At 62.5% G+C, this 24159-nt stretch carries 34 protein-coding genes; 1 reads left to right on the forward strand and 33 read right to left on the reverse strand.

Annotated elements, in window-relative coordinates; genetic code table 11:
* Positions 1-191 precede the first annotated feature (191 nt).
* The 5 genes from FG94_RS06990 to FG94_RS07010 all read right to left on the reverse strand — a co-directional run bounded on the left by FG94_RS06990 (position 192) and on the right by FG94_RS07010 (position 7816).
* The gene (locus FG94_RS06990; protein WP_036208908.1) at positions 192-1103 is read right to left on the reverse strand and encodes a hypothetical protein; all 912 of its coding nucleotides are present in this window, start codon (positions 1101-1103) and stop codon (positions 192-194) included.
* A gap of 190 nt (positions 1104-1293) precedes the next feature.
* Positions 1294-4386, reverse strand: a complete 3093-nt coding sequence (locus FG94_RS06995; RefSeq protein WP_036208911.1) for an efflux RND transporter permease subunit — start codon at positions 4384-4386, stop codon at positions 1294-1296.
* Positions 4383-5579: an efflux RND transporter periplasmic adaptor subunit gene (locus tag FG94_RS07000; RefSeq protein ID WP_036208914.1), complete on the reverse strand. Its 1197-nt coding sequence runs from the start codon at positions 5577-5579 to the stop codon at positions 4383-4385. The genes FG94_RS06995 and FG94_RS07000 overlap by 4 nt, the downstream gene beginning before the upstream one ends.
* Before the next feature lie 150 nt (positions 5580-5729).
* Positions 5730-7091 (reverse strand): ATP-binding protein, encoded by a 1362-nt coding sequence (locus FG94_RS07005; protein ID WP_036208917.1) that lies wholly within the window; start codon positions 7089-7091, stop codon positions 5730-5732.
* Entirely contained in the window at positions 7088-7816 is a 729-nt protein-coding gene (locus FG94_RS07010; RefSeq protein WP_036208920.1) for a response regulator, read from the reverse strand. Before FG94_RS07010 ends, FG94_RS07005 begins: the two co-directional genes overlap by 4 nt.
* A gap of 206 nt (positions 7817-8022) precedes the next feature.
* On the opposite strand from FG94_RS07010, the gene FG94_RS07015 reads away from it, so the two are divergent.
* Entirely contained in the window at positions 8023-8586 is a 564-nt protein-coding gene (locus tag FG94_RS07015; RefSeq protein WP_036208923.1) for a Spy/CpxP family protein refolding chaperone, read from the forward strand.
* A 52-nt stretch (positions 8587-8638) separates the two neighbouring features.
* On the opposite strand, the gene dsbD is transcribed toward FG94_RS07015, so the two are convergent.
* From dsbD to rplD, 28 genes are all read right to left on the reverse strand, one after another.
* Positions 8639-10489, reverse strand: coding sequence for a protein-disulfide reductase DsbD (gene dsbD / locus FG94_RS07020; protein ID WP_036208926.1), 1851 nt, complete (start codon positions 10487-10489; stop codon positions 8639-8641).
* Positions 10490-10618: 129 nt separating this feature from the next.
* The gene (gene rplQ, locus FG94_RS07025) at positions 10619-11014 is read right to left on the reverse strand and encodes a 50S ribosomal protein L17 (protein ID WP_005663400.1); all 396 of its coding nucleotides are present in this window, start codon (positions 11012-11014) and stop codon (positions 10619-10621) included.
* A 120-nt stretch (positions 11015-11134) separates the two neighbouring features.
* Positions 11135-12112, reverse strand: a complete 978-nt coding sequence (locus FG94_RS07030) for a DNA-directed RNA polymerase subunit alpha (RefSeq protein ID WP_027867241.1) — start codon at positions 12110-12112, stop codon at positions 11135-11137.
* 232 nt (positions 12113-12344) lie between these two features.
* Positions 12345-12968: a 30S ribosomal protein S4 gene (rpsD, locus tag FG94_RS07035; protein ID WP_027867242.1), complete on the reverse strand. Its 624-nt coding sequence runs from the start codon at positions 12966-12968 to the stop codon at positions 12345-12347.
* Between the two features lie 268 nt (positions 12969-13236).
* Entirely contained in the window at positions 13237-13647 is a 411-nt protein-coding gene (rpsK, locus tag FG94_RS07040) for a 30S ribosomal protein S11 (protein WP_027867243.1), read from the reverse strand.
* A gap of 14 nt (positions 13648-13661) precedes the next feature.
* Positions 13662-14027 (reverse strand): 30S ribosomal protein S13, encoded by a 366-nt coding sequence (gene rpsM, locus FG94_RS07045; RefSeq protein ID WP_036208931.1) that lies wholly within the window; start codon positions 14025-14027, stop codon positions 13662-13664.
* A gap of 16 nt (positions 14028-14043) precedes the next feature.
* Entirely contained in the window at positions 14044-14157 is a 114-nt protein-coding gene (gene rpmJ, locus FG94_RS26485) for a 50S ribosomal protein L36 (RefSeq protein ID WP_005663407.1), read from the reverse strand.
* A gap of 36 nt (positions 14158-14193) precedes the next feature.
* The gene (gene infA, locus FG94_RS07050) at positions 14194-14412 is read right to left on the reverse strand and encodes a translation initiation factor IF-1 (protein WP_005663428.1); all 219 of its coding nucleotides are present in this window, start codon (positions 14410-14412) and stop codon (positions 14194-14196) included.
* 20 nt (positions 14413-14432) lie between these two features.
* A complete protein-coding gene (secY, locus tag FG94_RS07055) occupies positions 14433-15767 on the reverse strand; it encodes a preprotein translocase subunit SecY (protein WP_036208937.1) in 1335 nt (444 codons plus the stop codon).
* 28 nt (positions 15768-15795) lie between these two features.
* The gene (gene rplO / locus FG94_RS07060; RefSeq protein WP_036208941.1) at positions 15796-16227 is read right to left on the reverse strand and encodes a 50S ribosomal protein L15; all 432 of its coding nucleotides are present in this window, start codon (positions 16225-16227) and stop codon (positions 15796-15798) included.
* Positions 16228-16253: 26 nt separating this feature from the next.
* Entirely contained in the window at positions 16254-16433 is a 180-nt protein-coding gene (rpmD, locus tag FG94_RS07065) for a 50S ribosomal protein L30 (RefSeq protein ID WP_027867247.1), read from the reverse strand.
* A gap of 11 nt (positions 16434-16444) precedes the next feature.
* Positions 16445-16963, reverse strand: coding sequence for a 30S ribosomal protein S5 (gene rpsE, locus FG94_RS07070; RefSeq protein ID WP_036208946.1), 519 nt, complete (start codon positions 16961-16963; stop codon positions 16445-16447).
* 12 nt (positions 16964-16975) lie between these two features.
* Positions 16976-17338 carry a 50S ribosomal protein L18 gene (gene rplR / locus FG94_RS07075; RefSeq protein ID WP_005663438.1) on the reverse strand — a complete coding sequence of 121 codons (363 nt, stop codon included), beginning with the start codon at positions 17336-17338 and terminating at the stop codon, positions 16976-16978.
* 11 nt (positions 17339-17349) lie between these two features.
* The gene (rplF, locus tag FG94_RS07080) at positions 17350-17883 is read right to left on the reverse strand and encodes a 50S ribosomal protein L6 (protein WP_036208949.1); all 534 of its coding nucleotides are present in this window, start codon (positions 17881-17883) and stop codon (positions 17350-17352) included.
* Positions 17884-17892: 9 nt separating this feature from the next.
* On the reverse strand, positions 17893-18288 hold the full coding sequence (gene rpsH / locus FG94_RS07085; protein WP_027867250.1) for a 30S ribosomal protein S8: 396 nt from the start codon (positions 18286-18288) through the stop codon (positions 17893-17895).
* A gap of 15 nt (positions 18289-18303) precedes the next feature.
* The gene (rpsN, locus tag FG94_RS07090; RefSeq protein WP_005663444.1) at positions 18304-18609 is read right to left on the reverse strand and encodes a 30S ribosomal protein S14; all 306 of its coding nucleotides are present in this window, start codon (positions 18607-18609) and stop codon (positions 18304-18306) included.
* Positions 18610-18613: 4 nt separating this feature from the next.
* Positions 18614-19153, reverse strand: coding sequence for a 50S ribosomal protein L5 (gene rplE, locus FG94_RS07095; protein ID WP_036208953.1), 540 nt, complete (start codon positions 19151-19153; stop codon positions 18614-18616).
* A 5-nt stretch (positions 19154-19158) separates the two neighbouring features.
* Positions 19159-19473, reverse strand: coding sequence for a 50S ribosomal protein L24 (gene rplX, locus FG94_RS07100; protein WP_036208955.1), 315 nt, complete (start codon positions 19471-19473; stop codon positions 19159-19161).
* A gap of 9 nt (positions 19474-19482) precedes the next feature.
* Complete coding sequence (gene rplN, locus FG94_RS07105; protein ID WP_005663451.1) at positions 19483-19851, reverse strand: 50S ribosomal protein L14; 369 nt, start codon at positions 19849-19851, stop codon at positions 19483-19485.
* 225 nt (positions 19852-20076) lie between these two features.
* Positions 20077-20349, reverse strand: coding sequence for a 30S ribosomal protein S17 (gene rpsQ / locus FG94_RS07110; RefSeq protein ID WP_027867253.1), 273 nt, complete (start codon positions 20347-20349; stop codon positions 20077-20079).
* Positions 20346-20537: a 50S ribosomal protein L29 gene (gene rpmC, locus FG94_RS07115; RefSeq protein WP_027867254.1), complete on the reverse strand. Its 192-nt coding sequence runs from the start codon at positions 20535-20537 to the stop codon at positions 20346-20348. Before rpmC ends, rpsQ begins: the two co-directional genes overlap by 4 nt.
* Before the next feature lie 12 nt (positions 20538-20549).
* A complete protein-coding gene (rplP, locus tag FG94_RS07120) occupies positions 20550-20969 on the reverse strand; it encodes a 50S ribosomal protein L16 (protein ID WP_027867255.1) in 420 nt (139 codons plus the stop codon).
* Positions 20970-20971: 2 nt separating this feature from the next.
* Positions 20972-21766 (reverse strand): 30S ribosomal protein S3, encoded by a 795-nt coding sequence (rpsC, locus tag FG94_RS07125; protein WP_036208959.1) that lies wholly within the window; start codon positions 21764-21766, stop codon positions 20972-20974.
* A gap of 11 nt (positions 21767-21777) precedes the next feature.
* A complete protein-coding gene (rplV, locus tag FG94_RS07130; RefSeq protein WP_171085678.1) occupies positions 21778-22110 on the reverse strand; it encodes a 50S ribosomal protein L22 in 333 nt (110 codons plus the stop codon).
* Positions 22107-22382 carry a 30S ribosomal protein S19 gene (gene rpsS, locus FG94_RS07135; RefSeq protein WP_005663463.1) on the reverse strand — a complete coding sequence of 92 codons (276 nt, stop codon included), beginning with the start codon at positions 22380-22382 and terminating at the stop codon, positions 22107-22109. The genes rplV and rpsS overlap by 4 nt, the downstream gene beginning before the upstream one ends.
* 10 nt (positions 22383-22392) lie before the next feature.
* Complete coding sequence (gene rplB, locus FG94_RS07140; protein ID WP_036208962.1) at positions 22393-23223, reverse strand: 50S ribosomal protein L2; 831 nt, start codon at positions 23221-23223, stop codon at positions 22393-22395.
* Complete coding sequence (gene rplW, locus FG94_RS07145; RefSeq protein WP_027867259.1) at positions 23223-23540, reverse strand: 50S ribosomal protein L23; 318 nt, start codon at positions 23538-23540, stop codon at positions 23223-23225. Before rplW ends, rplB begins: the two co-directional genes overlap by 1 nt.
* Complete coding sequence (gene rplD / locus FG94_RS07150; RefSeq protein ID WP_036208965.1) at positions 23537-24157, reverse strand: 50S ribosomal protein L4; 621 nt, start codon at positions 24155-24157, stop codon at positions 23537-23539. Before rplD ends, rplW begins: the two co-directional genes overlap by 4 nt.
* Positions 24158-24159: the final 2 nt, after the last annotated feature.

The raw sequence follows: 24159 nt of genomic DNA on the forward strand, positions 1-24159 counted from the left end.
ACAATGTCTGGACTTAATTTGTCCAGGCAAAACGATGCGTGTCCGGATCGGACAGGCATGACCTCAGCCTAAACGGTCCACCGATGGGACCGTATGGGCAAGAACAAGCTCATCAGTAAGGGATTGCGCGGGATCGAGACAGTTTCCCACGTGCAGGCAAGAAGGGCGGGATGCGAACTCCCCGCCCGGGTTCAACGCCACTGTGGTGGCGGCTTGTATTCCGGGAACATTTCCTTGAACAGGAAGGTCATCAGCTGGTCGGTATCCTGCGGGCGCGCACTCAGCTTGACGATGCGTCCGAGACGGTGCGAATCCCACTCGAAGTCCCCGGTCTTTTCGCGGCGGATCAGCTCGATCATCTTCTTGACCACGGCGATCTCGATGTCGGGCTCGCTGCCCTGCTCGACCGTCACCTGCGTCAGCCAGCGGCGCTGGAAGTTCGGGTTCCAGCCGCGGAACTTCAGGTCCATGCTGTGGAAGGTCTTGTTCGACACCGAGAACACGCCGCCGCTCTCGTTGCGGTCTTCGCGGCCGCGGCCATTGATGGCGGCGATATTGGCCAGCGCATTGCGCATGCCCTTGGCCGATTCGCTTTCCTCGGCCGATGGCTGCTCGCTGCCGGTCGCGGCGCCGCGCTGGCGGCGCTTGGCATTGATGAAGTCCTGCATGTCGACGGGCTTCTGCTCGTCGAACTTCTGCGGCGGTTTGGTTTCTTTAACAGGCTCTTCCGGCGGGGTCGTGATCGTGTCCGGCAGGCGCGCGATCTCGATGCGTTCCTGCTTCGGCACCGGAATGGACGGCATGGGCAAGGGTTGGGGGGCCTGTTGGCGCGGCGCCTCCGCCTCTTTTTGTTGCATCGGTGCGACGTAGACCACCTTGCCCTCGTCGCCCGAGGCCGGCTTGGCCTGCTTCGCATCCTTGTCGGGCTGGAACAGCCAGATCACGACCAGCAAGACGTGCAGCAGGATCGTGCCGACCAGCGCCGGACGGTTCGGTCCCTGGCGGCCATACGTGAGCACCGGCCGGCCCTGCATCGGCAAGGGCTGGCCGCAGTGCGTGCACACGTCGCTGTGCTCGTCGTAGATGTGGGAATGGTCACGCAAGGTCGAACGGGTTCCTGATCGGCGTCTATCAATACTGCGAGAGCCGCAGTCTAACCGTTTTGCGGCGCCCGCGCACTTTGGAAGTACTTAAAGAGCAACACAACTCCCCTGGGAATCCCTTGAAGGATGTTACGAGATGTTTCAGACCGCCGGAAACCGGCAGGCGGATCGCTCCGCCTGCCGCGCGCCCTTAGTGTGCAGCTTCCAGCTTGGCCAGCTGGCGGTCCGTCATCGGACCGGTGCCGCTGTACTTGTCGAGGTAGAGGTAGATCACCGGGGTGATGTAGAGCGTGATCACCTGCGAGAAGATCAGGCCGCCGACCACGGCCAGGCCCAGCGGCTGGCGCAGCTCGGCGCCGGCGCCGATGCCCAGCGCGATCGGCAGCGCGCCCATCATCGCGGCCAGCGTGGTCATCAGGATCGGGCGGAAGCGCAGGATGCAGGCCTCGCGGATCGCCTCCTGCGGCTTCATGCCCCCGTTGCGCTGGGCGTCGAGGGCGAAGTCGATCATCATGATCGCGTTCTTCTTCACGATACCGATCAGCATCAGGATACCAATCATCGCGATCAGGGTCAGGTCCATGTCGAACATCCATAGCGTCAGCAGCGCCCCCACCGCCGCGGACGGCAGGCCGGCCAGGATGGTGAGCGGATGGATGTAGCTCTCGTACAGCACGCCCAGCAGCACGTAGATCACGCCGATGGCGGTGATGATCAGGATCAGCTGGCTCGACTGGGTGTCCTTGAACACGGCCGCGTCGCCGCCGTAGTTGGTGATGATCGAGGCCGGCAGCTTCATGTCGCGGCCCATCTGCTCGATGGCGGCGGTGGCGTCGCCCAGCGGCACGCCCGGGGCCAGGTTGAAGGACAGCGTGATCGCCTGCAGCTGGCCCTGGTGGTTGACCGCCAGCGGGCCGACCGTGCGCTTGACGGTGGCGAAGCTGGACAGCTTGACCAGGTCGCCGTTCTTGGAACGCACCGAGACGCGCGACAGCGCTTCGTCGTAGTAGCGGTCGGCAGCCGCCGCTTCCAGGATCACATAGTAGCTGGCCGCGGTCGAGTAGATGGTCGAGACCTGGCGCTCACCAAAAGAAGCGTACAGCACGGTGCGGATGTCGGCCATCTCCACGCCCAGCAGCGCGGCCTTGTCGCGGTCGATGTCGATGGTGGCCTGCAGCGCCTTGTTCTGCGAGTCGCTGGTGACGTCGCGGAAGCGCTGGTCGGCGCGCATGCGCTCAAGGAACTGCTCGGACCAGCCGCCGATCTCGCCGCCCGACACGCTCTGCAGCGTGTACTGGTAACGGCTCTTGCTCGGGCGTCCGCCCAGTTGCAGGTTCTGCACCGGCGACATGAACACCTGCACGCCGGCGACCTGGCGGGTGGCCTTGCGCAGCGCGTCGACCACTTCCGACATCGGCGGGCGCTCGCTGCGCGGTTTCAGTACCAGGAACATGCGGCCGGTATTGCCGCCGCCGGTGAACGAGGTCACGTCCTTCACGTGCGGGTTGGCGCGCACGATGTCCACCACCTGGGCCTGCAGCTTCTGCAGGGCCACCGAGGAGGTGTCTTCCGAGGCCTCGACGGTCACGCGCAGCTGGCCGATGTCTTCTTCAGGGAAGAAGCCCTTCGGCATGGTCATGTACAGCACGGCGGTCAGCACGAAGGTGCCGAGCGCCAGCATCAGCACCAGGAAGCGGTGGCGCAGCGCCATGTCCAGGGTGCGGGCATAGCCGTCGCGCACGTTGGTGAACATCGCTTCGAAGCGGCGGCCGACCCAGGACATGTCTTTCGGATCGACGTGGCCGCCATGCTTGATCAGGCGCGAGCACAGCATCGGCACCAGGGTCAGCGAGACCACGGCCGAGACCAGCACGGCGAGACCGACGATCACGGCGAATTCGCGGAACAGCAGGCCGATCACGCCCGGCATGAAGAAGATCGGGATGAACACCGCCACCAGCGAGATCGAGATCGAGATGATGGTGAAGCCCATCTCGCGCGAGCCGATCAGGGCCGCCTGCATCGGCTTCTTGCCCATCTCCATGTGGCGCACGATGTTTTCCAGCACCACGATGGCGTCGTCGACCACCAGGCCGACCGCCAGCGTGATGCCGAGCAGCGAGATGTTGTCGAGGCTGTAGCCGAAGGCGTACAGCAGGGACAGCGCGCCCAGCAGCGAGATCGGCACGGTGACGGCCGGGATGAAGGTCGCGGTCAGGCGGTGCAGGAACAGGAAGATCACCAGGATGACCAGCACCACGGTGCCAGCCAGGGTCAGGTTGACGTCGTGGATCGCCTCACGGATCGAGTCCGAGCGGTCGTTGACCAGGTGGATCTTGATCGACTGCGGCAGCTGGGTTTCGAAACGCGGCATCAGCGCGCGCACCGAGTCGACCACCTGCACGGTATTCGCGTTGGGCTGGCGCTGCACCATCAGTACGATCGAGCGTTCGCCGTTCAGGCTGCCGGTGGCCTTGACCGACTGGTAGCTGTCCTCGACCTGGGCGATGTCGCGCAGGCGCACCGGCAGGCCGTCGCGGGTGGCGACGATCAGGCCGGCGAAGTCAGCGGCGCGCATCAGCTGGCCGCCGCCCTGGATGGTCAGGGTCTGGGTCGGGCCGTCCAGGATGCCGAGCGGGGTGATCGAGTTGGCCGAACGCAGCGCGGTGGCCAATTCGGACATCGAGATATTGCGGGCGCTCATCAGGTCATGCTGGGCGCGCACCCGCACCGCGAAGCGCTTGCCGCCGTTGACCGTCACCTGGGCGATGCCAGGCAGGGTCGAGATCGCCGGCGAAACCAGGTTTTCCGCGTAATCGTTCAGCTCCGACAAGTCCATGGACGGCGAGGTCATGTGCATGAACAGGATCGGGGAGTCGGCCGGGTTGATCTTGCGGTAGGACGGCAGGTCGGTCATCTCCTGCGGCAGCTGGCGCTGGACCTGCAGCAGCGCGGCCTGCACGTCGACGGCGGCTTCGTTGACGTCGATCGATTCGTCGAACTCGAGCGTCAGCGAGGTGTTGCCCTGCGTGTTCGTCGAGCTGATCATCTTGATGCCGGCGATGGTCGCGAACTGCTTTTCCAGCGGCAGCGCGACCGACGAGGCCATGTTCTCCGGGCTGGCGCCCGGCAGGTTGGCGTTGACGTTGATGACCGGTGTGTTATAGCTCGGCAGCGCCGCGACCGGGATGTGCATGTAGGCCAGGATGCCGACCAGCACCAGGCTGATCGACATCAGCACCACCATCACGGGACGGCGGATACACAGTTCGGACAGGTTCATGCCTTGTCACCCTTCTGTGCGGCCGGCATCGCTGCGTTCGAGCCGGCTGCATCCTGGGACTTGGCGCCAGCCGGGCGCACCTTGCCGCCCGGACGCAGGTTCTGCTTGCCTTCGGTGATGACCTTCTCGTTGCCGGTCAGGCCAGTCACGGCAGCATACTCGCCGAAGCCGTGCAGGCGCGCCACCTTGACCTGTTTCGCCTCATTGCCCTCACCCACCACGTACACGAAGGTGCCCTGGGTGCTGGTGATGATGGCGTTCTGCGGGATCACGACGGCGTCGCGGATGGTCTGCGTGGTGACGCGGGTGGTCACGTACTGGCCCGGCCACAGCATCGAGTCCGGGTTGGCGAACTGGGCCTTCACGCGGATGGTGCCGGCGGCCGGGTCGACCGCGTTGTCCACGAACTTCAGCTCGCCGGTGACCGGCTTGCCCTCGGGACCGGTGCTGGCCTGCACCGCCACCTTGCCGGCACGCTGGGCCGCCAGCAGCGCGCCGAGGCTTGACTCCGGCATGTTGAAGGAAACGTCGATCGGGTCGAGCTGGGTGATGGTCGTCAGGGACGTGGACGGCTGCACCAGGGCGCCCGGATGGATGTCGATGGCGCCGACGCGGCCCGACATCGGGGCGCGGATGGTGGTGTAGCTGGCGCTGACCTGGCTGGCACGGGCCGCCGCGGCATTGCTCTGGACTAGGGCCCGGGCCGCCTCGACCTGGCTCTTCAGGGAGTCGACTGCGCTCTGGGACAGGAAATTCTGGGCGGCGAGTTCCTGGCTGCGCTTGTACTGGCGCTCCAGGTCGGCCAGGGTGGCGCGGTTCTGCGCCACCTGCGCCTCGGCGCGGGCGACGTTGGCGCGGTCGGCGCGGTCGTCGAGCGAGAACATGACCTGGCCTTCCTTGACGAACTGGCCTTCGCGGATGTGGACCTGGCGGATGGTGGCGGTGGTCTGCGGGTGCAGGTCGACGGTGCGCACCGGGGTCACGGTGCCGTTCGCGGACAGTTCCACGCCCACGTCCTGGCGCTGCGGCGCCACCACGTTCACGGTGGTCGGCGGCATGCCGCCCCTGGCGCCCGGGCCCTTGCCGCCCTGGCCGTTGTCGGCGTGGGCGCCGTCACCCTTGTTCAGGTACCAGGCGCCGGCGACGGCCAGCGCCACGACACCCACGATGAATCCCGCATTCTTCTTTTTCATGTTCGTCCCTTGCCGCCAGTCCCTGCGGCTCTTTCTCTTGTGTTATGCGCGCGTGCAAAAAAAAGTCGCGGTGCTGCATTCTCGCACGCTCTTGTTTCAGGATTGTGTATTCGCCATGTCGTCAGCACGAGCTTGCGCTGGTTTTGTCCCTTATTTGTTCGGGTAATACTCCGGCAGTACCAGGGTCACTTCCAGGCCGCCCTCCGGATGGTTGGCCAGCGCGATGCTGCCGCCATGCTGTTCGGCGATGTTGCGGGCGATGGTCAGGCCCAGGCCGGTGCCGCCCGACTCGCGCGAACGCGAGGTTTCGACGCGGTAGAACGGATCGAACACCCGGCCCAGCTCGCCCGCCGGGATGCCGGGTCCGCTGTCGCGGATGCGGATGCGCGCCGCGCCGTTGATGCGGTCGACGCAGACGCGCACGTCGCGGCCGTACTTCACCGCGTTGTCGATCAGGTTGCCGAGGCAGCGGCGCAGGTCCAGCGGCCGGCCCAGCAGGGCCATGCCGGCCTGCCCCTTCAGCGTCACCTGCTGTCCGGCGTCGACGGCGTCGGCGCACACGGCTTCCAGCAGCGAGTCGAGGTCCAGCATCTGCATGTTCTCGGTGGTGTCCATGCTGCGCGCCAGCACCAGGCCTTCGCGCACCATGGCCTGCATGGCCGACAGGTCGCCGATCAGGCGTTCCTGCAGTTCCGCGTTCTGCACCTTTTCGAGGCGCAGGCGCATGCGGGTCAGCGGCGTCTGCAGGTCATGCGTGATCGCCGCCAGCATCTGGGTACGCTGGAAGATGTACTGGCGGATCCGCGCCTGCATGGCGTTGAAGGCAGCGCTGGCCTGGCGGATCTCGCTGGCGCCGCTCAAGGAGAGCGGCGGACGGTTGATGTCGTGGCCCAGGTCCTGGGCGGCCCGCGCCAGCACCTTCAGCGGACGGGTGGTCATGCGCGCCACCACGTAGGCAAGCGCGGCGATGCTGAACAGGAACAGGCCGATGGTGGTGCGGTAATCGGTTTCGGGACCGGTGAAGGCCGAGCGCGGCGGCAGCACCGACAGGCGCAGTTCTTCGCCGTCGCGCAGGCGCACGTTCAGGGTTTCGCAGGCGCCATGCCACTGGGTGCGAATCAGGCCGTAGAGCACGGCCTGCTGGTGCGGCATGTCGCACGAAGCCGGCCGGTTGGCCGCCGAGCTGATGCCGTAGCCGTCGCCCAGGCGCGCCGCCAGCGAGCGCGCGAACCAGCTCTGCGACGCCGCCAGCGGCTGGACATTGCCGACTTCCAGGCGCAGGCCCGGGCGGTTCGCCACCGACAGGTAGACCGAGCGCGCCGAGGCCGGCACGATTTCGGTCGCCATCACCAATTGTTCGGCGCGTTCGAGCAGGTGCTGGTCGCGCTGCTGCTCGATGACGCGCTGGCGCTCGAGGTCGGCTGCCAGCTGGGTCAGCGCCGCGGAAATCAGGATACCGAGCAGGAGCGTGATGAACACGCGTCCGGTCATCGATCCGAAGAAGGCTTTCACGCAGGCGGCTCCACGGTCACCTGCCCGGCCAGCACGTAACCGCCGTTACGCACGGTCTTGATGATCTGGGGCATGCGCGCATCCTCGCCCAGCTTCTGGCGCAGGCGGCTGATCTGGATGTCGATCGAGCGGTCGAAGGGGTCGGCGTCGCGGCCCTGGGTCAGGTTGAGCAGCTGGTCGCGGTTGAGCACGCGGTTGGGGTGCTCCAGGAACACGCGCAGCAGGCGGAACTCGGCGCCCGACAGCATGATGACCACGCCCTGCGGATTGACCAGGTGGCGCGCGGTCAGGTCCAGGGTCCAGCCGGAGAAGCGCATCTGCTGCACGTTCTCGGACGGGGCATTCGAGGGCATCGCGTGCGAACGGCGCAGCACGCTGCGGATGCGGGCCAGCAGCTCGCGCGGCTCGAAGGGTTTCGGCAGGTAGTCGTCGGCGCCCATCTCGAGGCCGAGGATGCGGTCGAGCGGCTCGTTGCGGGCGGTCAGCATGATGACCGGCAGGCTCGAGGTGGCGCGCAGCTTGCGGCACAGGGTCAGGCCGTCGTCGCCCGGCATGTTCAGGTCGAGCACGATCAGGTCGGGGCGCGCGTCGTCGAGCGCCTTCCACATACCGGTGCCGTCGGCTGCCGAAATGGTGCGGTAGCCGTTCGATTCCAGGTAGTCGGCGAGCAGGGTGCGGATGTCGCGGTCGTCGTCGACAATCAAAATCGTAGAGGGATTATCCATAGCCTCAATTATCCGCATCTAAGCCAGGCTTGGACACCGTTTTTGTATCGGCTTGTATATGCCGATGAGCGCGAAACATATTGATACAAAGTATCGGACAGGGGAAATCCCACGGTTACACTTGTTGGCCATGATGGGAACCGTGCAGCGAGCAGTCCGGAAGCGAAGATGCACACCAACCTGCCTCTCACACAAAGGAAAACACCATGAACACCGTCCGCAAAAACATCGTGATCGTCCTGGCCGCCTTCGGCATCGCCGGCGCCTCGCTCGGCGTCCAGGCGCAGACCACCGCCCCGCTCGAGGGCCGCCATGCCCACGCCATGAGCAAGGAGCAGCGCGAGGCCAAGCGCGCCGAATTCCGCGCCTTGAGCCCGGAGCAGCGCCAGGCCAAGATGGCCGAGTTCCGCGCCAAGCGCGCCGAGATGCGTGCCGCCCGCCAGGCCAAGCTGGCCGAATCGCTGAAGCTGACCCCGGCCCAGCAGCCGGTGTGGCAGGCCTTCGTGGCCAGCATGACGCCGCCGCAAAAGGGTGAGCGCGCCGGCCAGCGCCTGAACAAGGAACAGCGCACCGCCCTGACCGCGCCGCAACGCCTGGAACGCCGCATCGCCCTGCAGAAGGAGCGCACCGCGCGCATGGAAGCCCGCCTGTCGGCCCTGAACAGCCTGTACGCGGCCCTAAGCCCGGAACAGCGCAAGGTCTTCGACGAGCAGCAGCAGCGCCGCGGCGGCCGTCACCACGGCGGCCATGGCAAGATGATGCGCGGCTGAGCACCTGCATCGACGTAAAAAAAGACGCCCTCGGGCGTCTTTTTTGTTCAGCTCACGGCAGCTTGGCCAGGGAATTCAAGAACTTCTTCGCATCCTGGTAGCCGATCACCCGGCTATCGGGAATCTCCTGCCCATCCGGCCCGAACAGGATGATCCCCGGCGGCCCGAACAGCTTGAAGCGCTTCAGCATCGCCTTGTCTTCCGCATCATTGGCGGTCACGTCGACCTGCAGCAGGATCGTATTGGCCAGCTTCGCCTGCACCGCCGGGTCGACGAAGGTCAGCTTTTCCATCTCCTTGCAGGACACGCACCAGTCGGCATAGAAATCCAGCATCACGGTCCTGCCGCCGGCACTGGCCAGCTCGCGGTCGAGGTCCTGCACCGTCTTGATGCGCTTGAACACCAGGCCCTGGTGCGCCCCGCCGGTCAGGTGCGCCAGCGGCGCCAGCGCATCGCGTCCGCCGGTGGCGGCGCCGACCAGCTGCACCGCTCCCAGTACGGCAAACGCGGCGCCCGCGGCCATCGAGGCCCAGTGGCGGTGCTTGCGCAAGAGATAAAAGCCATAGCCGAACAGCAGCGCGGCCCAGCCCAGCATCTGCACGATCGGCGGCAGCACCGGCGACACCAGCCACAGGGCCATCGCCAGCATCAGCACGCCGAACAGGCGCTTGACCGACTCCATCCAGGCGCCTGCGCGCGGCAGCAGCGAGCCGGCCGAGACGCCCACCAGCAGCAGCGGAATGCTCATCCCGACCGCCATCGCGAACAGGGCCGCGCCGCCGATCACCACGTCGCGGGTCTGGCTGATGTAGACCAGGGCGCCGGCCAGGGGCGCGGCGACGCAGGGTCCGACGATCAGGGCCGAAATGGCGCCCATGGCGAACACCCCGGCAAGCTTGCCGCCCGACTGGCGGCCGGAAGCGTTGGCAAGCCGGGTCTGCAGCGCGACCGGCATCTGCAGTTCGTAGAAGCCGAACATCGACATCGCCATCGCCACGATCAGGAGGGCAAACGCGCCCAGCACCCAGGGATTCTGCAGGGCGGCGGCCAGGCCCTCCCCTGCCAGGCCGGCGGCCACGCCCAGCAGCGTGTAGACGATGGCCATGCCGAGCGAGTACGTCGCCGACAGGATGAAGCCGCGCGAACGGCCGGCCTGGCGTCCTTCACCGACGATGATCGAGGACAGGATCGGCACCATCGGCAGCACGCAGGGCGTGAAGGCCAGGCCCAGGCCGAGCAGGACGAAAGCGGGGACGATGGCCAGCAGGCGCCCGCCCTCCAGGATGCCGGCGATACCGGCCATGTCTGACGGCTGGGCGGCGGCTGCGGGCGCGGCTTCTGCAGGCGGTGCCTGGACAGGAGTTGCCGGCGCCGCATCCATGGCGGGAGCCGGCGCCAAGGGCGCGGTCGACATCTGCGGCGCATTCGCGCCGATCGGCAACGCCGGCGCTGTGCCGCCGGCGCCCGCCGACAGCTGCGCGCTGTGCTCCTGCGGCGGATAGCACAGGCCGGCGTCGGCGCAGCCCTGGCTGGCGGCCGTCAGGGTGAACGGACCGCTGCCCTCGACCGGAATGCGGATCACCAGCTCGCCCTTGTAGGTCTCGACATCCTTCTGGAAGGTCTCGTCGTACTTCACCTTCCCGGGCGGGATCTCGGGCGTGCCGAGCTTCGCTCCGGCAGCGCGGAAGGCGAAGCGCTCGCGGTACATGTAGTAGCCCTCGGCGATCTGGTAACGCACTTCGAGGGTTTGCGGATCGGCCATGCGCGCCTCGAAACGGAAGGCGATCGCGGGATCGAGGAAGTCGTCGGCGGCGCGTGCGCTCCCGGCGCCTGCCATCAAGATCGAAAACAGGCTCAGGCAGGCAAGGAGAATGCGGGCGAAGCGGTGCAGCGAATGGAACATGGTGTTGGATGAGTTGTTTCAGCGCACCGGCATGGTACACCGGGCCGCCGCACCCTGCTCGGACCACGATGCTGCAGGCGAAAAAAAACCAGGCGCGGAGCCTGGTTTTTTAGTCGTCGCGGAAAGCGATTACTCGGCGGTTGGTGCTTCTTCAGCCGAGGTGACTTCCGGACGGTCCAGCAGTTCGACGTACGCCATCGGCGCGTTGTCGCCCACGCGGAAACCCATTTTCAGGATGCGCAGGTAGCCGCCGTTACGGTTGGCGTAACGTGGGCCGAGTTCAGCGAACAGCTTCTGCACCATTTCGCGGTCGCGCAGGCGGGCGAATGCCAGGCGCTTGTTGGCCAGGGTGTCGGTCTTGCCCAGGGTCAGGATCGGTTCGATGACGCGACGCAGTTCCTTGGCTTTCGGCACGGTGGTCTTGATGGCTTCATGACGCAGCAGCGAGACGGTCATGTTGCGCAGCATTGCCAGGCGGTGGGACGAGGTACGGTTCAGCTTACGGAGGCCGTGACGGTGACGCATGGTACTTCCTTTCGAGTGTTTAATGTCCAGTTCTTCGATCGTTCATGCCGGAGCATGACCGCGGACCGGTTCTAGGGGTTTAAAACTGCCCGGACAACATTGTCCGGGCAGGTACAGCAATTACTTCTCGAGACCAGCCGGCGGCCAGTTTTCCAGCTTCATGCCCAGGGTCAGGCCGCGGGATGCCAGCACTTCCTTGATCTCGTTCAGCGACTTGCGGCCCAGGTTCGGGGTCTTCAGCAGTTCGTTTTCCGAACGCTGGATCAGGTCGCCGATGTAGTAGATGTTTTCTGCTTTCAGGCAGTTTGCCGAGCGGACGGTCAGCTCCAGGTCGTCCACCGGACGCAGCAGGATCGGATCGACCAGCGGAGCGCGCGACGGTGCTTCGGCGGCGGCTTCGGTGCCTTCCAGGGCGGCGAACACGTTCAGCTGGTCAACCAGGACGCGTGCCGACTGGCGGATCGCTTCTTCCGGGGTGATGACGCCGTTGGTTTCGATGTTGATGATCAGCTTGTCCAGGTCGGTACGCTGTTCGACACGGGCCGATTCCACGGCGTAAGACACGCGACGGACCGGCGAGAACGATGCGTCCAGGATGATGCGGCCGATGGTCTTGTTGGTGTCTTCCGACAGGCGGCGCACGTTACCAGGAACGTAGCCACGGCCCTTCTCGACCTTGATCTGCATGTCCAGCTTGCCGCCGGCGGTCAGGTGAGCGATCACGTGATCCGGGTTGATCAGTTCCACGTCATGCGGCAGGTCGATGTCCGAAGCCAGCACGGCGCCTTCGCCTTCCTTCTTCAGGGTCAGGGTGACGGAATCACGGTTGTGGACCTTGAAGACCACGCCCTTCAGGTTCAGCAGCAGGTCGACGACGTCTTCCTGCACGCCGTCCAGCGACGAGTACTCGTGCACGACACCGGCGATCGTCACTTCGGTCGGCGCGTAGCCGATCATCGACGACAGCAGCACGCGGCGCAGCGCGTTGCCCAGGGTGTGGCCATAACCACGCTCGAACGGCTCCATCACGACTTTCGCGTGACCAGGTGCGATTGCTTCGACATCGATGATACGTGGTTTCAACAGACTGTTTTGCATGAAATGTCCTTTTCAATACCCTCGGCTCGTTACACCGATAAGGCTGATGGCATTAATAGAAAGCGCCTGCTCGACGAGCAGGCGGTGATACGAATTCGGATGCGAAGGAAGGACAGGAATCGAAATCCGCTGCGGTGCCAAGCCGTGCTTGCTGCGCCCGCACTGCCCCGCCATCGCCCCCGCATGCGCGGGGTTTGGCGACAAGGGGACGGCAAGCCGTCCCCAGTCGTCATTAACGCGAATACAGTTCGACGATCAGCGCTTCGTTGACGTCAGCAGCGATCTCGTTACGCTCCGGGAACGAACGGAAGGTGCCTTCGAACTTCTTGGCATCGACCGACACCCAGCTCGGGAAGCCGACTTGCTCGGCCAGCGACAGGGCTTCAGCGATACGCACTTGCTTCTTGGCCTTTTCGCGCACAGCGATCACGTCGCCGGTCTTGACCTGGTACGAAGCGATGTTCACGACGTTACCGTTGACGGTGAAGGCCTTGTGGCTCACCAGCTGGCGCGCTTCAGCGCGGGTCGAGCCGAAGCCCATGCGGTAGCAGACGTTGTCCAGGCGCGATTCCAGCAGCTTCAGCAGGGTCTCACCGGTGTTGCCCTTGCGGCGCGATGCTTCTGCGAAGTAGCGGCGGAACTGGCGCTCGAGCACGCCGTAGATACGCTTGACCTTCTGCTTCTCACGCAGCTGGTTGCCGTAGTCCGAGGTGCGGGCACCCGACTTGACGCCGTGCTGGCCTGGCTTGACGTCCAGTTTGCACTTCGAGTCGAGCGAGCGGCGTGCGCTCTTCAGGAACAGGTCGGTGCCTTCACGGCGCGACAGTTTTGCTTTTGGTCCGATATAACGTGCCACGTTGAATCCTTAAAATAATAATCACGCCCCGGAGGCATCGCGAGCGATGCGGCAGGCGCTAGTCCACTTCTCGATGAGAGCGGACGTGGCTTGAAAAACCGCCCACCGTGAAAACGGCAGACGACAGGAGCCGGGCAGTATAACCCATTTTCAGGGCACTGCGCCGGTCAATCTGGTAAAACACAACGGGGCGCAAGGCCCCGTCGTTGGCTTTTCGCGACGCAGGACGGTCCAAAGACCGCCCTGCTGTCACCTCAGCATTGTCGTATTAGATACGACGACGCTTCGGCGGACGGCAGCCGTTGTGCGGAACCGGGGTCACGTCCTGGATTTCGGTGATCTTGATGCCCAGGTTGTTCAGTGCACGCACAGCCGACTCACGGCCAGGGCCTGGGCCCTTGATGCGCACTTCCAGGTTCTTCACGCCCGATTCCTGAGCGACCTTGCCTGCGGCTTCGGCAGCAACCTGCGCTGCGAACGGGGTCGATTTGCGCGAACCCTTGAAGCCGGCGCCGCCGGAAGTTGCCCACGACAGAGCGTTGCCCTGACGGTCGGTGATCGTGATGATGGTGTTGTTGAAGGACGCGTGCACGTGGGCGATGCCCTCGGCGACGTTCTTCTTGACTTTCTTGCGTGCGCGGGCTGCTGCTGCGGCTGCGCTGCTCTGTTGCTTGGCCATGGTCGGTTCCTAGATTATTTCTTGAGCGATTGAGCTGCCTTGCGCGGGCCCTTGCGGGTACGAGCATTGGTGCGGGTACGCTGACCGCGCACTGGCAGGCCCTTGCGGTGACGCATGCCGCGGTAGCAGCCCAGGTCCATCAGACGCTTGATGTTCATGGACAGTTCGCGGCGCAGGTCGCCTTCCACGACAAACTTCGCAACTTCGTCGCGCAGCTTCTCGAGTTCGTTATCGTCGAGGTCCTTGACCTTCTTGTTGGTAGCGATGCCGGTTGCGTCGCAGATCTTCTGCGAACGTGGGCGGCCAATACCGTAGATAGCCGTCAGGCCGATCACGGTGTGCTGATGATTTGGGATGTTAACCCCTGCAATACGTGCCATTCGTTATTCCTCGAAATTAACCTTGACGCTGCTTGTGACGCGGCTCGACGCAGATCACACGGACCACGCCCTTGCGCTTGATGATCTTGCAGTTGCGGCAGATCCGCTTGACTGAAGCGTTAACTTTCATTTTGCACTCTCTTCGGTTCGTTTACTTTAATGATTTTTACTTGGTGCGGAACACAATGCGGGCCCGGGACAGGTCATACGGAGTCAGTTCCACCGTTACCTTGTCACCCGGGAGAATGCGGATGTAATTCATGCGCATTTTACCCGAGATATGTCCCAGAACCACGTGCCCGTTTTCCAGCTTCACGCGAAATGTTGCGTTCGGGAGATTCTCCAGAATCTCCCCTTGCATTTGGATGACGTCGTCTTTTGCCATTCGGTCTATGCCTTCCTCGCTTAACGCGACGGAATTCCGCCCTTGAAATTCGCCTTCCGCAACAAAGAGTCATACTGTTGCGACATGACGTAGTTCTGCACTTGTGCCATGAAGTCCATCGTCACCACAACAACGATGAGGAGCGACGTGCCACCGAAGTAGAAAGGAACTTTCCAATGCGAGGTCATGAACTCCGGCACCAGGCACACCAGGGTGATATAGACCGCACCGGCCAGGGTCAGGCGCATCAGGATCTTGTCGATGTAGCGTGCAGTCTGCTCGCCCGGACGGATGCCCGGAACAAACGCGCCGCTCTTCTTCAAGTTGTCCGCCGTTTCCTTGCTGTTAAATACCAGCGCCGTGTAGAAGAAGCAGAAGAACACAATCGCCACCGCATACAGCAACGCGTGGATCGGCTCACCGGTAGCCAGCGAAGCAGCCAGGTCTTTCAGGAACCCGATGAACGGGCCGCTGGCGTCCTTGCCTCGCGTGTACCAGTCGACGATCGTCGCCGGGAACAGGATGATCGAGGAGGCGAAGATCGGCGGGATCACGCCGGCCATGTTCAGCTTCAAGGGCAGGTGGCTGGTTTGGCCACCGTAGATCTTGTTGCCGACCTGGCGTTTAGCGTAATTGACCAGGATCTTGCGCTGCCCGCGTTCCACGAACACGACGGCATACGTCACGGCCACCACCAGAACCACGATGATGATCGCGGCGATGCTGCTGATCGAACCGTTCGAAACCAGGGTGAACAGGCCACCCAGGGCCGACGGCAGACCTGCTGCGATACCGGCAAAAATGATGATCGAAATACCGTTGCCAAGACCACGCTCGGTGATCTGCTCGCCCAGCCACATGAGGAACATGGTGCCGGTCAGGAGCGTCACCACCGTGACGAAGCGGAAGCCCATGCCCGGATCGAGCACGAGACCAGGCTGCGCTTCGAGCGCGACCGCGATGCCGAACGCCTGGAACAGTGCCAGTGCCACCGTGAAGTAACGGGTGTACTGGGTGATCTTGCGGCGGCCGGCTTCGCCCTCTTTCTTCAGCGCCTCGAGTTGCGGCGAGACGATCGATGCAAGCTGCATGATGATCGAAGCCGAAATGTAAGGCATGATGCCGAGGGCGAACACGGTAAAGCGGGACAGGGCGCCACCCGAGAACATGTTGAACATGCCCAGGATGCCGCCTTCGTTCTGCTTGAACAGCGCTGCCAGCTGCACCGGGTCAATCCCGGGGACCGGGATGTGAGCACCGATGCGGTACACGACCAATGCGCCAAGCAAAAACCACAGCCGACCCCAGGGGAAGCCGGAAGCGGCGCTTTTACCAAGTTGTGAATTAGTCGCCAATTTTTGCTCCGATCAGGCAGGGCCGCAATTAAGCGACCGAACCGCCAGCTGCTTCGATCGCGGCGCGTGCGCCGGCAGTTGCCTTCAGGCCCTTGAGGGTCACCGCTTTGGTGATCTCGCCCGACAGGATGACGCGCACGTCGCGTGCCACCACCGGCAGGATGCCTGCTTGCTTGAGCACCAGGATGTCGATCTCGCCGACGGCCAGGTTGTTCAGGTCCGACAGACGAACTTCAGCCTTGAAGGTTGCGTTCAGCGACTTGAAGCCGCGCTTCGGCAGACGGCGCTGCAGAGGCATCTGACCGCCTTCGAAGCCGACTTTGTGGAAGCCGCCCGAACGCGATTTCTGACCCTTGTGACCGCGGCCGGCAGTCTTGCCCAGGCCCGAGCCGATACCGCGGCCAACGCGGCGCTTCGCGTGCTTGGCGCCGTCAGCTGGTTGAATGGTATTGAGTTCCATTGATTTCTCCGTACGTAAGCCGCGGCTTACGAAACAACTTTAACGAGGTACGCGACTTTGTTGATCATGCCACGCACAGCTGGGGTGTCCTGCAGCTCGGAGACCGAGTTGACACGACGCAGACCCAGGCCGCGCACGGTAGCACGGTGATCCTGACGGGTACCGATCAGGCCCTTGACGAGCTTGACTTTGACAGTGTTTGCCATGTGTGTTCCCCTTAACCCAGGATGTCTTCAACCGACTTGCCGCGCTTGGCAGCGATATCGGAAGCAGTGCTCATTTTCGACAGACCGTCGAGGGTCGCGCGAACCAGGTTGTACGGGTTCGACGAACCAGTCGACTTGGCGACCACGTCGGTCACGCCCATCACCTCGAAGATAGCGCGCATTGCGCCACCAGCGATCACGCCGGTACCCGGCTTGGCCGGCGACATCATGACGCGCGATGCGCCGTGACGACCGGTAACGGTGTGGTGCAGCGTACCGTTCTTGAGGGGCACCTTGATCAGGTTGCGGCGGGCTTCTTCCATCGCTTTTTGCACGCCGACAGGAACTTCCTTCGACTTGCCCTTGCCCATGCCGATGCGGCCATCGCCGTCACCGACAACGGTCAGCGCTGCAAAACCCATGATACGACCACCCTTCACCACCTTGGTGACGCGGTTGATCGCGATCATTTTCTCGCGCATGCCATCATCCGGCTTGTCGCTTGCCATTTTCGCTTGCATTTTTGCCATGACGATTCTTCCTTAGAACTTCAGACCGGCTTCACGCGCGGCTTCTGCCAGCGCCTTCACACGGCCGTGGTAACGGAAACCCGAACGGTCGAATGCGACTTCGGTGATTCCTGCTTTCAGTGCTTTTTCTGCGACGCGCTTGCCGACCAGGGCAGCAGCGGCAGCGTTGCCGCCGGCGCCAGTCTTGCCAGCCAGTTCAGCACGCACTTCAGCTTCCAGCGTCGAGGCCGACACCAGCACCTTAGCGTCCGGGCTGATCAGGTTCGCATAGATGTGCAGGTTGGTGCGGTGAACCGACAGACGGTTCACGCCCAGCTGGGCGATCTTGATGCGGGTTTGACGTCCGCGACGCAGACGCGATTGTTTCTTGTCCATGTCAGCTCCGATTATTTCTTCTTGGTTTCTTTAAGCTTCACCACTTCGTCCGAATAACGGACACCCTTGCCCTTGTAAGGCTCAGGCGAGCGGTAAGCGCGCACTTCAGCGGCCGTCTGGCCGACCTTCTGGCGATCGATACCCTTGATCACGATTTCGGTCGGGGTCGGGGTGACCGCGGTGACGCCTTCCGGCATCGCGTGCAGCACCGGGTGCGAGAAGCCCAGCGACAGGTTCAGGGCGTTGCCCTGCACAGCTGCCTTGTAGCCCACGCCCACCAGGTTCAGCTTCTTCTCGAAGCCCTTGGTGACGCCGGTAACCATGTTGTTGACCAGGGCGCGCAGGGTGCCCGACATGGCGTTCGATTCACGGGAATCGTCCACCACGTCGAAAGTCAGCGTGCCGTTGTTGTTTTCCACTTTGACCAGGCCGTTCAGCGACTGGGTCAGGGTGCCGAGCGGACCCTTGACGGTGATCGACGACGCATTGATTGCGACTTCGGCACCTGCCGGGACGGCGATTGGCATCTTAGCTACTCGAGACATGTCTACTCCTTAAGCCACGTAGCACAGCACTTCGCCACCGACGCCGGTAGCACGTGCCTTGCGATCGGTCATCACGCCTTGCGGGGTCGAGACGATTGCCACGCCCAGGCCATTCATGACCGACGGGATTTCGTTCTTGCCCTTGTAGACGCGCAGGCCAGGACGGGACACGCGCTCGATGCGCTCGATGACCGGACGGCCGGTGTAATACTTCAAACCGATTTTCAGTTCAGCCTTGCCACCTTCGGTGGTCACGGCGAAATCTTCGATGTAACCCTCGTCCTTCAGGACGTTGGCGATCGCAACTTTGACTTTCGACGACGGCATGTTGACGGTGGTCTTCGAAACGGTCTGTGCGTTGCGGATGCGGGTCAGCATATCGGCGATAGGATCGCTCATACTCATTGCTTATCTCTCCTATTACCAGCTAGCTTTGGTCATACCCGGGATTTCGCCTTTCATGGCGAATTCGCGGAGTTTGGTACGGGCCAGACCGAATTTACGGAAGGTGCCACGTGGACGGCCGGTCATGGCGCAGCGGTTACGCTGGCGGGTCGGCGCCGAGTTACGCGGCAGGGCCTGCAGCTTCAGGCGTGCTTCGTAACGTTCTTCTTCCGACTTCGACTGGTCGTCGATGATTGCTTTCAGAGCTGCACGCTTTGCGGCGAATTTCTCCACCAGGTCTGCACGCTTCTGTTCGCGGTTAATCAGTGCAAGTTTTGCCATGCTCTTAGTTCCTGAACGGGAATTTGAAGGCGGCGAGCAGCGCTTTGGCTTCTTCGTCGGTCTTAGCGGTGGTGGTGATCGAGATGTTCATGCCACGCAGCGCATCGATCTTGTCGTAATCGATTTCCGGGAAGATGATCTGCTCTTTGACGCCGATGTTGTAGTTGCCACGGCCATCGAAGGATTTGCCGTTCACACCACGGAAGTCACGCACGCGCGGCAGGGCCACGGTGATGAAGCGGTCCAGGAATTCGTACATGCGATTGCCACGCAGGGTGACCATCGTGCCGATCGGGTAGCCTTCGCGGATCTTGAAGCCTGCGATTGCCTTGCGTGCCTTGGTGACGACCGGCTTCTGGCCGGCGATCTTGGTCAGGTCGCCAGTGGCGTGCTCGATGACCTTCTTGTCGGCGACTGCTTCCGACAGACCCATGTTCAGGGTGATCTTGGTCAGGCGCGGGACTTCCATGATCGACTTGTAACCGAATTTCTCGGTCAGTTCGGCGACGACTTTGTCTTTGTAAATTTGTTGGAGACGGGCCATTTATCTTACCCCTTCACTACTTCGCCGTTCGACTTGAAGACGCGGACTTTCTTGCCGTCCACATCTTTGAAGCCAACGCGATCTGCCTTGCCGGTCGCAGCGTTGAACAGCGCGACGTTCGACACGTGAATCGGCATAGTCTTGTCGACGATACCACCAGTAACACCGGTCATCGGGTTCGGCTTGGTCGCTTTCTTAGCGACGTTGACGCCTTCAACGATGACGTGCTCAGCGTCTACACGCTTCTGAACGACGCCACGCTTGCCCTTGTCCTTGCCGGCCAGAACGATGACTTCGTCGTTTTTACGAATTTTATCCATGTCGATTCCTTACAGAACTTCAGGTGCCAGCGACACGATCTTCATGAACTTCTCGGTACGCAGTTCACGCGTGACCGGTCCAAAGATACGGGTGCCGATCGGCTCCAGCTTGGCGTTCAGCAGGACAGCGGCATTGCCGTCGAACTTGACCAGGGAACCGTCCTGGCGGCGCACACCTTTAGCGGTACGCACAACCACGGCGTTGTAAATTTCGCCCTTCTTGACGCGACCACGCGGCGCAGCCACCTTGACGGTGACCTTGATGATGTCGCCAATGCTCGCATAACGGCGCTTCGAGCCGCCCAACACCTTGATGCACAGAACTTCCTTGGCACCGGTGTTGTCGGCTACTTCGAGCCGGCTTTCGGTTTGAATCATGATATTTTCTTTCCCAACTTAAGCCGTAGAAAACCCCACGGAAACCGTGGGCCTGCGGTCAGTCTTGGTCCCGCCATGACGCCCCTGCTGGAGCCCCATGTTTGGGTGATGGACTTTCCATTCGTTACAGGCCGCAGAACCGCGGAGGAATACTGCGGCAACACATGAACGAAGCCCGCTAGTATCACAGATACCAGCGGGCCACGCAAGACAAATTTTTAGGCTTTAGATGACCTGTGCTTGCTGCACAACACGGGTCACGGTCCAGGCCTTCGTCTTCGAGATCGGGCGACCTTCCGTGATCTCGACCGTGTCGCCGGTCTTGACCTGGTTGGTCTCGTCGTGCGCGTGATACTTGTTCGAACGCACGATGATCTTGCCGTACAGCGGGTGCTTCACGTGACGCTCGATCAGGACGGTCACCGTCTTGTCCATCTTGTCGGACACGACCTTGCCGACCAGCGTACGCTTCAGCGCCGTTTTAGTGGTGTCGTTCATTTGGCTTCCTTCGAGTTCATCACAGTCTTCACACGCGCGATGTCGCGACGTACTTTCTTGAGCTGCGCGGTATTGCCCAGCTGCTGGGTAGCGATTTGCATGCGCAGGCCGAACTGGGCCTTCAGCAGCTCATTCAGCTCCTTCTGCAGCGCTTCCTGGTCCTTGCCGCGGAGTTCCGATGCTTTCATATTCAACTCCTGTTATTGGCCGACTTGACGGACCACGAAAGTGGTCGCCAGCGGCAGTTTGGCAGCGGCCAGGCGGAACGCTTCGCGCGCCAGTTCTTCAGCAACGCCGTCCATCTCGTACAGGACTTTGCCTGGCTGGATTTCAGCGACGTAGTACTCCGGGTTACCCTTACCGTTACCCATACGGACTTCGGCCGGCTTGTTCGAGATCGGCTTGTCCGGGAAGATACGGATCCAGATACGGCCGCCGCGCTTGATGTGACGGGTCATCGCACGACGTGCAGCTTCGATCTGGCGTGCGGTGATACGGCCGCGGGCGACTGCCTTCAGGCCGAACTCACCGAACGACACCGAGGTGCCGCGGGTGTGCGAAATGCCGGTGTTACGGCCCTTCTGCTCTTTACGATACTTTCTGCGGTTTGGCTGCAGCATGCTTATTCTCCTGCTTTCTCAGCAGCCGGCTTGGCAGCGCGGCGGCCTGCTGGTGCGGTACCTGGCTTGGCGCCCGGACGGCCACGGCCGGCAGGCTTGCCATCATCGCGGCGCGGGCCGCGTGGCTTCTTCTCGTCGGCCGGGACGTCGATCACAGGTGCTTCGCCCGTTGCCGAACGATCGCCCTTGTAGACCCACACCTTGACGCCGATGATGCCGTAGGTGGTCGATGCTTCGCTGGTGCCGTAGTCGATATCGGCGCGCAGGGTGTGCAGAGGCACACGGCCTTCGCGGTACCATTCGGTACGTGCGATTTCGATGCCGTTCAGACGGCCCGACGACATGATCTTGATGCCGACGGCGCCCAGACGCATGGCGTTCTGCATCGCGCGCTTCATGGCGCGACGGAACATGATGCGCTTTTCGAGCTGCTGGGCGATCGAGTCGGCGATCAGCTGCGAATCGATCTCGGGCTTGCGGATCTCTTCGATGTTGACGTGCACGGGCACGCCCATGATCTTCGTCAGCGACGACTTCAGCACTTCGATGTCTTCGCCCTTCTTGCCGATCACGACGCCAGGACGCGACGAGTAGATCGTGAAGCGAGCGTTCTTGGCAGGACGCTCGATGACGATACGGCCGACCGAAGCGTTCTTCAGCTTCTTCTTCAGGAAAGCGCGAGCTTCCAGGTCTTCCTTCAGCATTTCGGCGAAGTTGCCGTTGCCAGCATACCAGCGCGACGCCCAGTTACGGGTGACCGCCAGGCGGAAGCCGGTTGGGTGGATTTTCTGACCCATCGTGTGACCCCTTAGTTACCGACAGTCACGTAGATGTGACAGGATTGTTTCGAAATGCGATCGCCGCGGCCCTTCGCACGTGCGGTGAAGCGCTTCAGGATCGGGCCCTTTTCAACGTAGATCTGCACGACCTTCAGTTCGTCGATGTCGGCGCCATCGTTGTGTTCCGCGTTGGCGATTGCCGACTCCAGAACCTTCTTGATGATGGTCGCGCCCTTCTTCGGGCTGAACTGCAGAATGTTGAGTGCTGCGTCAACTTTCTTGCCGCGGATCAGGTCCGCAACCAGGCGGCCCTTCTGTTCCGACAGGCGAACGCCTTTGAGGATTGCTTTAGTTTCCATTATCGTTTCGCCTTCTTGTCAGCAGCGTGGCCCTTGAACGTACGGGTCAGCGCGAATTCGCCGAGCTTGTGGCCGACCATGTTCTCCGACACGTACACCGGCACGTGGACCTTGCCGTTGTGCACAGCGATGGTCAGACCGATGAAGTCCGGGGTGATCGTCGAGCGGCGCGACCAGGTTTTGACTGGTTTCTTGTCTTTGGTCGCTTGCGCGGCTTCGACTTTCTTCACCAGGTGGGCGTCAATGAACGGCCCTTTTTTCAATGAACGAGTCATGTTTTATCCCTTATTTCTTGCCGCGGCGCGAGACGATCATCGACGAAGTGCGCTTGTTCGAACGCGTCTTCTTGCCCTTGGTCTGCTGGCCCCATGGCGACACCGGATGGCGACCTGCTGCCGTACGGCCTTCACCACCACCGTGCGGGTGGTCGATCGGGTTCATGACGACACCGCGGACGGTCGGGCGGACACCGCGCCAACGCATCGCACCGGCTTTACCGATCTTGCGCAGGCTGTGCTCGGCGTTGCCGACTTCACCCACGGTTGCACGGCACTCGATGTGCACGCGACGGACTTCACCCGAGCGCAGGCGAACCTGGGCGTAGGTGCCTTCGCGGGCCATCAGGACGACAGCGGCGCCGGCGGTGCGGGCCATCTGTGCGCCTTTGCCCGGCAGCATTTCGACGCAGTGCATCACGGTACCAACCGGGATGTTGCGGATCGGCAGGCAGTTACCGGCCTTGATCGGTGCTTCCGAACCGTTCATCAGGGTATCGCCGACAGCGACGCCCTTCGGAGCGATGATGTACGCACGGGCGCCGTCCGCGTAGCACAGCAGAGCGATGTGCGCGGTACGGTTCGGGTCGTATTCGATACGCTCGACCTTGGCAGGGATACCGTCCTTGCTGTTACGCTTGAAGTCCACGACACGGTAGTGCTGCTTGTGGCCACCGCCGATGTGGCGGGTGGTGATGTGACCGTTGTTGTTACGGCCAGCAGTCTTCGATTTCTTCTCAACCAGGGCTGCGAACGGACGGCCTTTGTACAGGTCGCTGTTCACAACCTTCACCATGCCGCGGCGGCCTGGGGAGGTTGGCTTCATCTTAACGAGTGCCATTATTTAGCCTCCTCGACAAAATTGATTTCCTGGCCCGGCTTGAGGGCCACGAAAGCGCGCTTGGTGTGGTTGCGGCGACCGGTGAAACGGCCCGAACGCTTGACCTTGCCTTCGCGGTTGACGGTTTGCACCGATTCCACTTCGACTTTGAACAGCAGTTCGACGGCAGCCTTGATTTCCGGCTTGGTTGCATCCGGCAGAACCTTGAACACGATCTGTTCGTTCTTTTCAGCGACGAAGGTCGCCTTTTCGGAAATAACCGGAGCCAGCAGCACCTTCATCAGGCGCTCTTCGCTGAATTTGATAGCGGTGCTCATGCGTACATCTCCTCGATCTTGGCCAGAGCAGCTTTGGTGACCAGGACTTTCTTGTAGAACACCAGCGACATCGGATCGGCCGACTTCGGCTCGACGACGAGCACGTTCGGCAGGTTGCGCGATGCCAGTTCCAGGTTTTCATCGATGGTGTCGGTGATCACCAGGACCGATTCCAGGCCCATGCCCTGCAGCTTTTGCGACAGCAGCTTGGTCTTCGGAGCTTCGATCGACAGGTTTTCGACAACGTTCAGACGGCCTTCGCGGGCCAGCTGCGAGAAGATCGAGCAGATACCTGCACGGAACATCTTCTTGTTGACCTTGTGCGAGAAGTTCTCGTCCGGGGTGTTCGGGAAGATGCGACCACCGCCGCGCCACAGAGGCGACGACGACATACCAGCACGAGCGCGGCCGGTGCCCTTCTGGCGCCATGGCTTCTTCGTGGTGTGGCTGACTTCTTCACGGTCTTTCTGCTTGCGGTTGCCGCTGCGCGCGTTGGCGGCGTAGGCGACCACGATCTGGTGGATCAGGGCTTCGTTGTATTCGCGGCCGAACACGGTGTCGGCAGCTGCAACGCCGGCGCCAGCTTGACCTTGCTCATTCAGGAGCTGGAGTTCCATAC

Source organism: Massilia sp. LC238 (assembly GCF_000735635.1).
Taxonomy (GTDB): Bacteria; Pseudomonadota; Gammaproteobacteria; order Burkholderiales; family Burkholderiaceae_D; genus Telluria; species Telluria varians.

What these genes read in the sequence shown, in the direction of transcription:
- FG94_RS06995 (WP_036208911.1), bottom strand. Translation starts at nt 4,386, where the DNA reads ATGAACCTGTCCGAACTGTGTATCCGCCGTCCCGTGATGGTGGTGCTG.
- FG94_RS07000 (WP_036208914.1), bottom strand. Translation starts at nt 5,579, where the DNA reads ATGAAAAAGAAGAATGCGGGATTCATCGTGGGTGTCGTGGCGCTGGCC.
- FG94_RS07010 (WP_036208920.1), bottom strand. Translation starts at nt 7,816, where the DNA reads ATGGATAATCCCTCTACGATTTTGATTGTCGACGACGACCGCGACATC.
- FG94_RS07015 (WP_036208923.1), top strand. Translation starts at nt 8,023, where the DNA reads ATGAACACCGTCCGCAAAAACATCGTGATCGTCCTGGCCGCCTTCGGC.
- dsbD (WP_036208926.1), bottom strand. Translation starts at nt 10,489, where the DNA reads ATGTTCCATTCGCTGCACCGCTTCGCCCGCATTCTCCTTGCCTGCCTG.
- rplQ (WP_005663400.1), bottom strand. Translation starts at nt 11,014, where the DNA reads ATGCGTCACCGTCACGGCCTCCGTAAGCTGAACCGTACCTCGTCCCAC.
- FG94_RS07030 (WP_027867241.1), bottom strand. Translation starts at nt 12,112, where the DNA reads ATGCAAAACAGTCTGTTGAAACCACGTATCATCGATGTCGAAGCAATC.
- rpsK (WP_027867243.1), bottom strand. Translation starts at nt 13,647, where the DNA reads ATGGCCAAGCAACAGAGCAGCGCAGCCGCAGCAGCAGCCCGCGCACGC.
- rpsM (WP_036208931.1), bottom strand. Translation starts at nt 14,027, where the DNA reads ATGGCACGTATTGCAGGGGTTAACATCCCAAATCATCAGCACACCGTG.
- rpmJ (WP_005663407.1), bottom strand. Translation starts at nt 14,157, where the DNA reads ATGAAAGTTAACGCTTCAGTCAAGCGGATCTGCCGCAACTGCAAGATC.
- infA (WP_005663428.1), bottom strand. Translation starts at nt 14,412, where the DNA reads ATGGCAAAAGACGACGTCATCCAAATGCAAGGGGAGATTCTGGAGAAT.
- rplO (WP_036208941.1), bottom strand. Translation starts at nt 16,227, where the DNA reads ATGGAACTCAATACCATTCAACCAGCTGACGGCGCCAAGCACGCGAAG.
- rpmD (WP_027867247.1), bottom strand. Translation starts at nt 16,433, where the DNA reads ATGGCAAACACTGTCAAAGTCAAGCTCGTCAAGGGCCTGATCGGTACC.
- rpsE (WP_036208946.1), bottom strand. Translation starts at nt 16,963, where the DNA reads ATGGCAAAAATGCAAGCGAAAATGGCAAGCGACAAGCCGGATGATGGC.
- rplR (WP_005663438.1), bottom strand. Translation starts at nt 17,338, where the DNA reads ATGGACAAGAAACAATCGCGTCTGCGTCGCGGACGTCAAACCCGCATC.
- rplF (WP_036208949.1), bottom strand. Translation starts at nt 17,883, where the DNA reads ATGTCTCGAGTAGCTAAGATGCCAATCGCCGTCCCGGCAGGTGCCGAA.
- rpsH (WP_027867250.1), bottom strand. Translation starts at nt 18,288, where the DNA reads ATGAGTATGAGCGATCCTATCGCCGATATGCTGACCCGCATCCGCAAC.
- rpsN (WP_005663444.1), bottom strand. Translation starts at nt 18,609, where the DNA reads ATGGCAAAACTTGCACTGATTAACCGCGAACAGAAGCGTGCAGACCTG.
- rplE (WP_036208953.1), bottom strand. Translation starts at nt 19,153, where the DNA reads ATGGCCCGTCTCCAACAAATTTACAAAGACAAAGTCGTCGCCGAACTG.
- rplX (WP_036208955.1), bottom strand. Translation starts at nt 19,473, where the DNA reads ATGGATAAAATTCGTAAAAACGACGAAGTCATCGTTCTGGCCGGCAAG.
- rplN (WP_005663451.1), bottom strand. Translation starts at nt 19,851, where the DNA reads ATGATTCAAACCGAAAGCCGGCTCGAAGTAGCCGACAACACCGGTGCC.
- rpsQ (WP_027867253.1), bottom strand. Translation starts at nt 20,349, where the DNA reads ATGAACGACACCACTAAAACGGCGCTGAAGCGTACGCTGGTCGGCAAG.
- rpmC (WP_027867254.1), bottom strand. Translation starts at nt 20,537, where the DNA reads ATGAAAGCATCGGAACTCCGCGGCAAGGACCAGGAAGCGCTGCAGAAG.
- rplP (WP_027867255.1), bottom strand. Translation starts at nt 20,969, where the DNA reads ATGCTGCAGCCAAACCGCAGAAAGTATCGTAAAGAGCAGAAGGGCCGT.
- rpsC (WP_036208959.1), bottom strand. Translation starts at nt 21,766, where the DNA reads ATGGGTCAGAAAATCCACCCAACCGGCTTCCGCCTGGCGGTCACCCGT.
- rpsS (WP_005663463.1), bottom strand. Translation starts at nt 22,382, where the DNA reads ATGACTCGTTCATTGAAAAAAGGGCCGTTCATTGACGCCCACCTGGTG.
- rplB (WP_036208962.1), bottom strand. Translation starts at nt 23,223, where the DNA reads ATGGCACTCGTTAAGATGAAGCCAACCTCCCCAGGCCGCCGCGGCATG.
- rplW (WP_027867259.1), bottom strand. Translation starts at nt 23,540, where the DNA reads ATGAGCACCGCTATCAAATTCAGCGAAGAGCGCCTGATGAAGGTGCTG.
- rplD (WP_036208965.1), bottom strand. Translation starts at nt 24,157, where the DNA reads ATGGAACTCCAGCTCCTGAATGAGCAAGGTCAAGCTGGCGCCGGCGTT.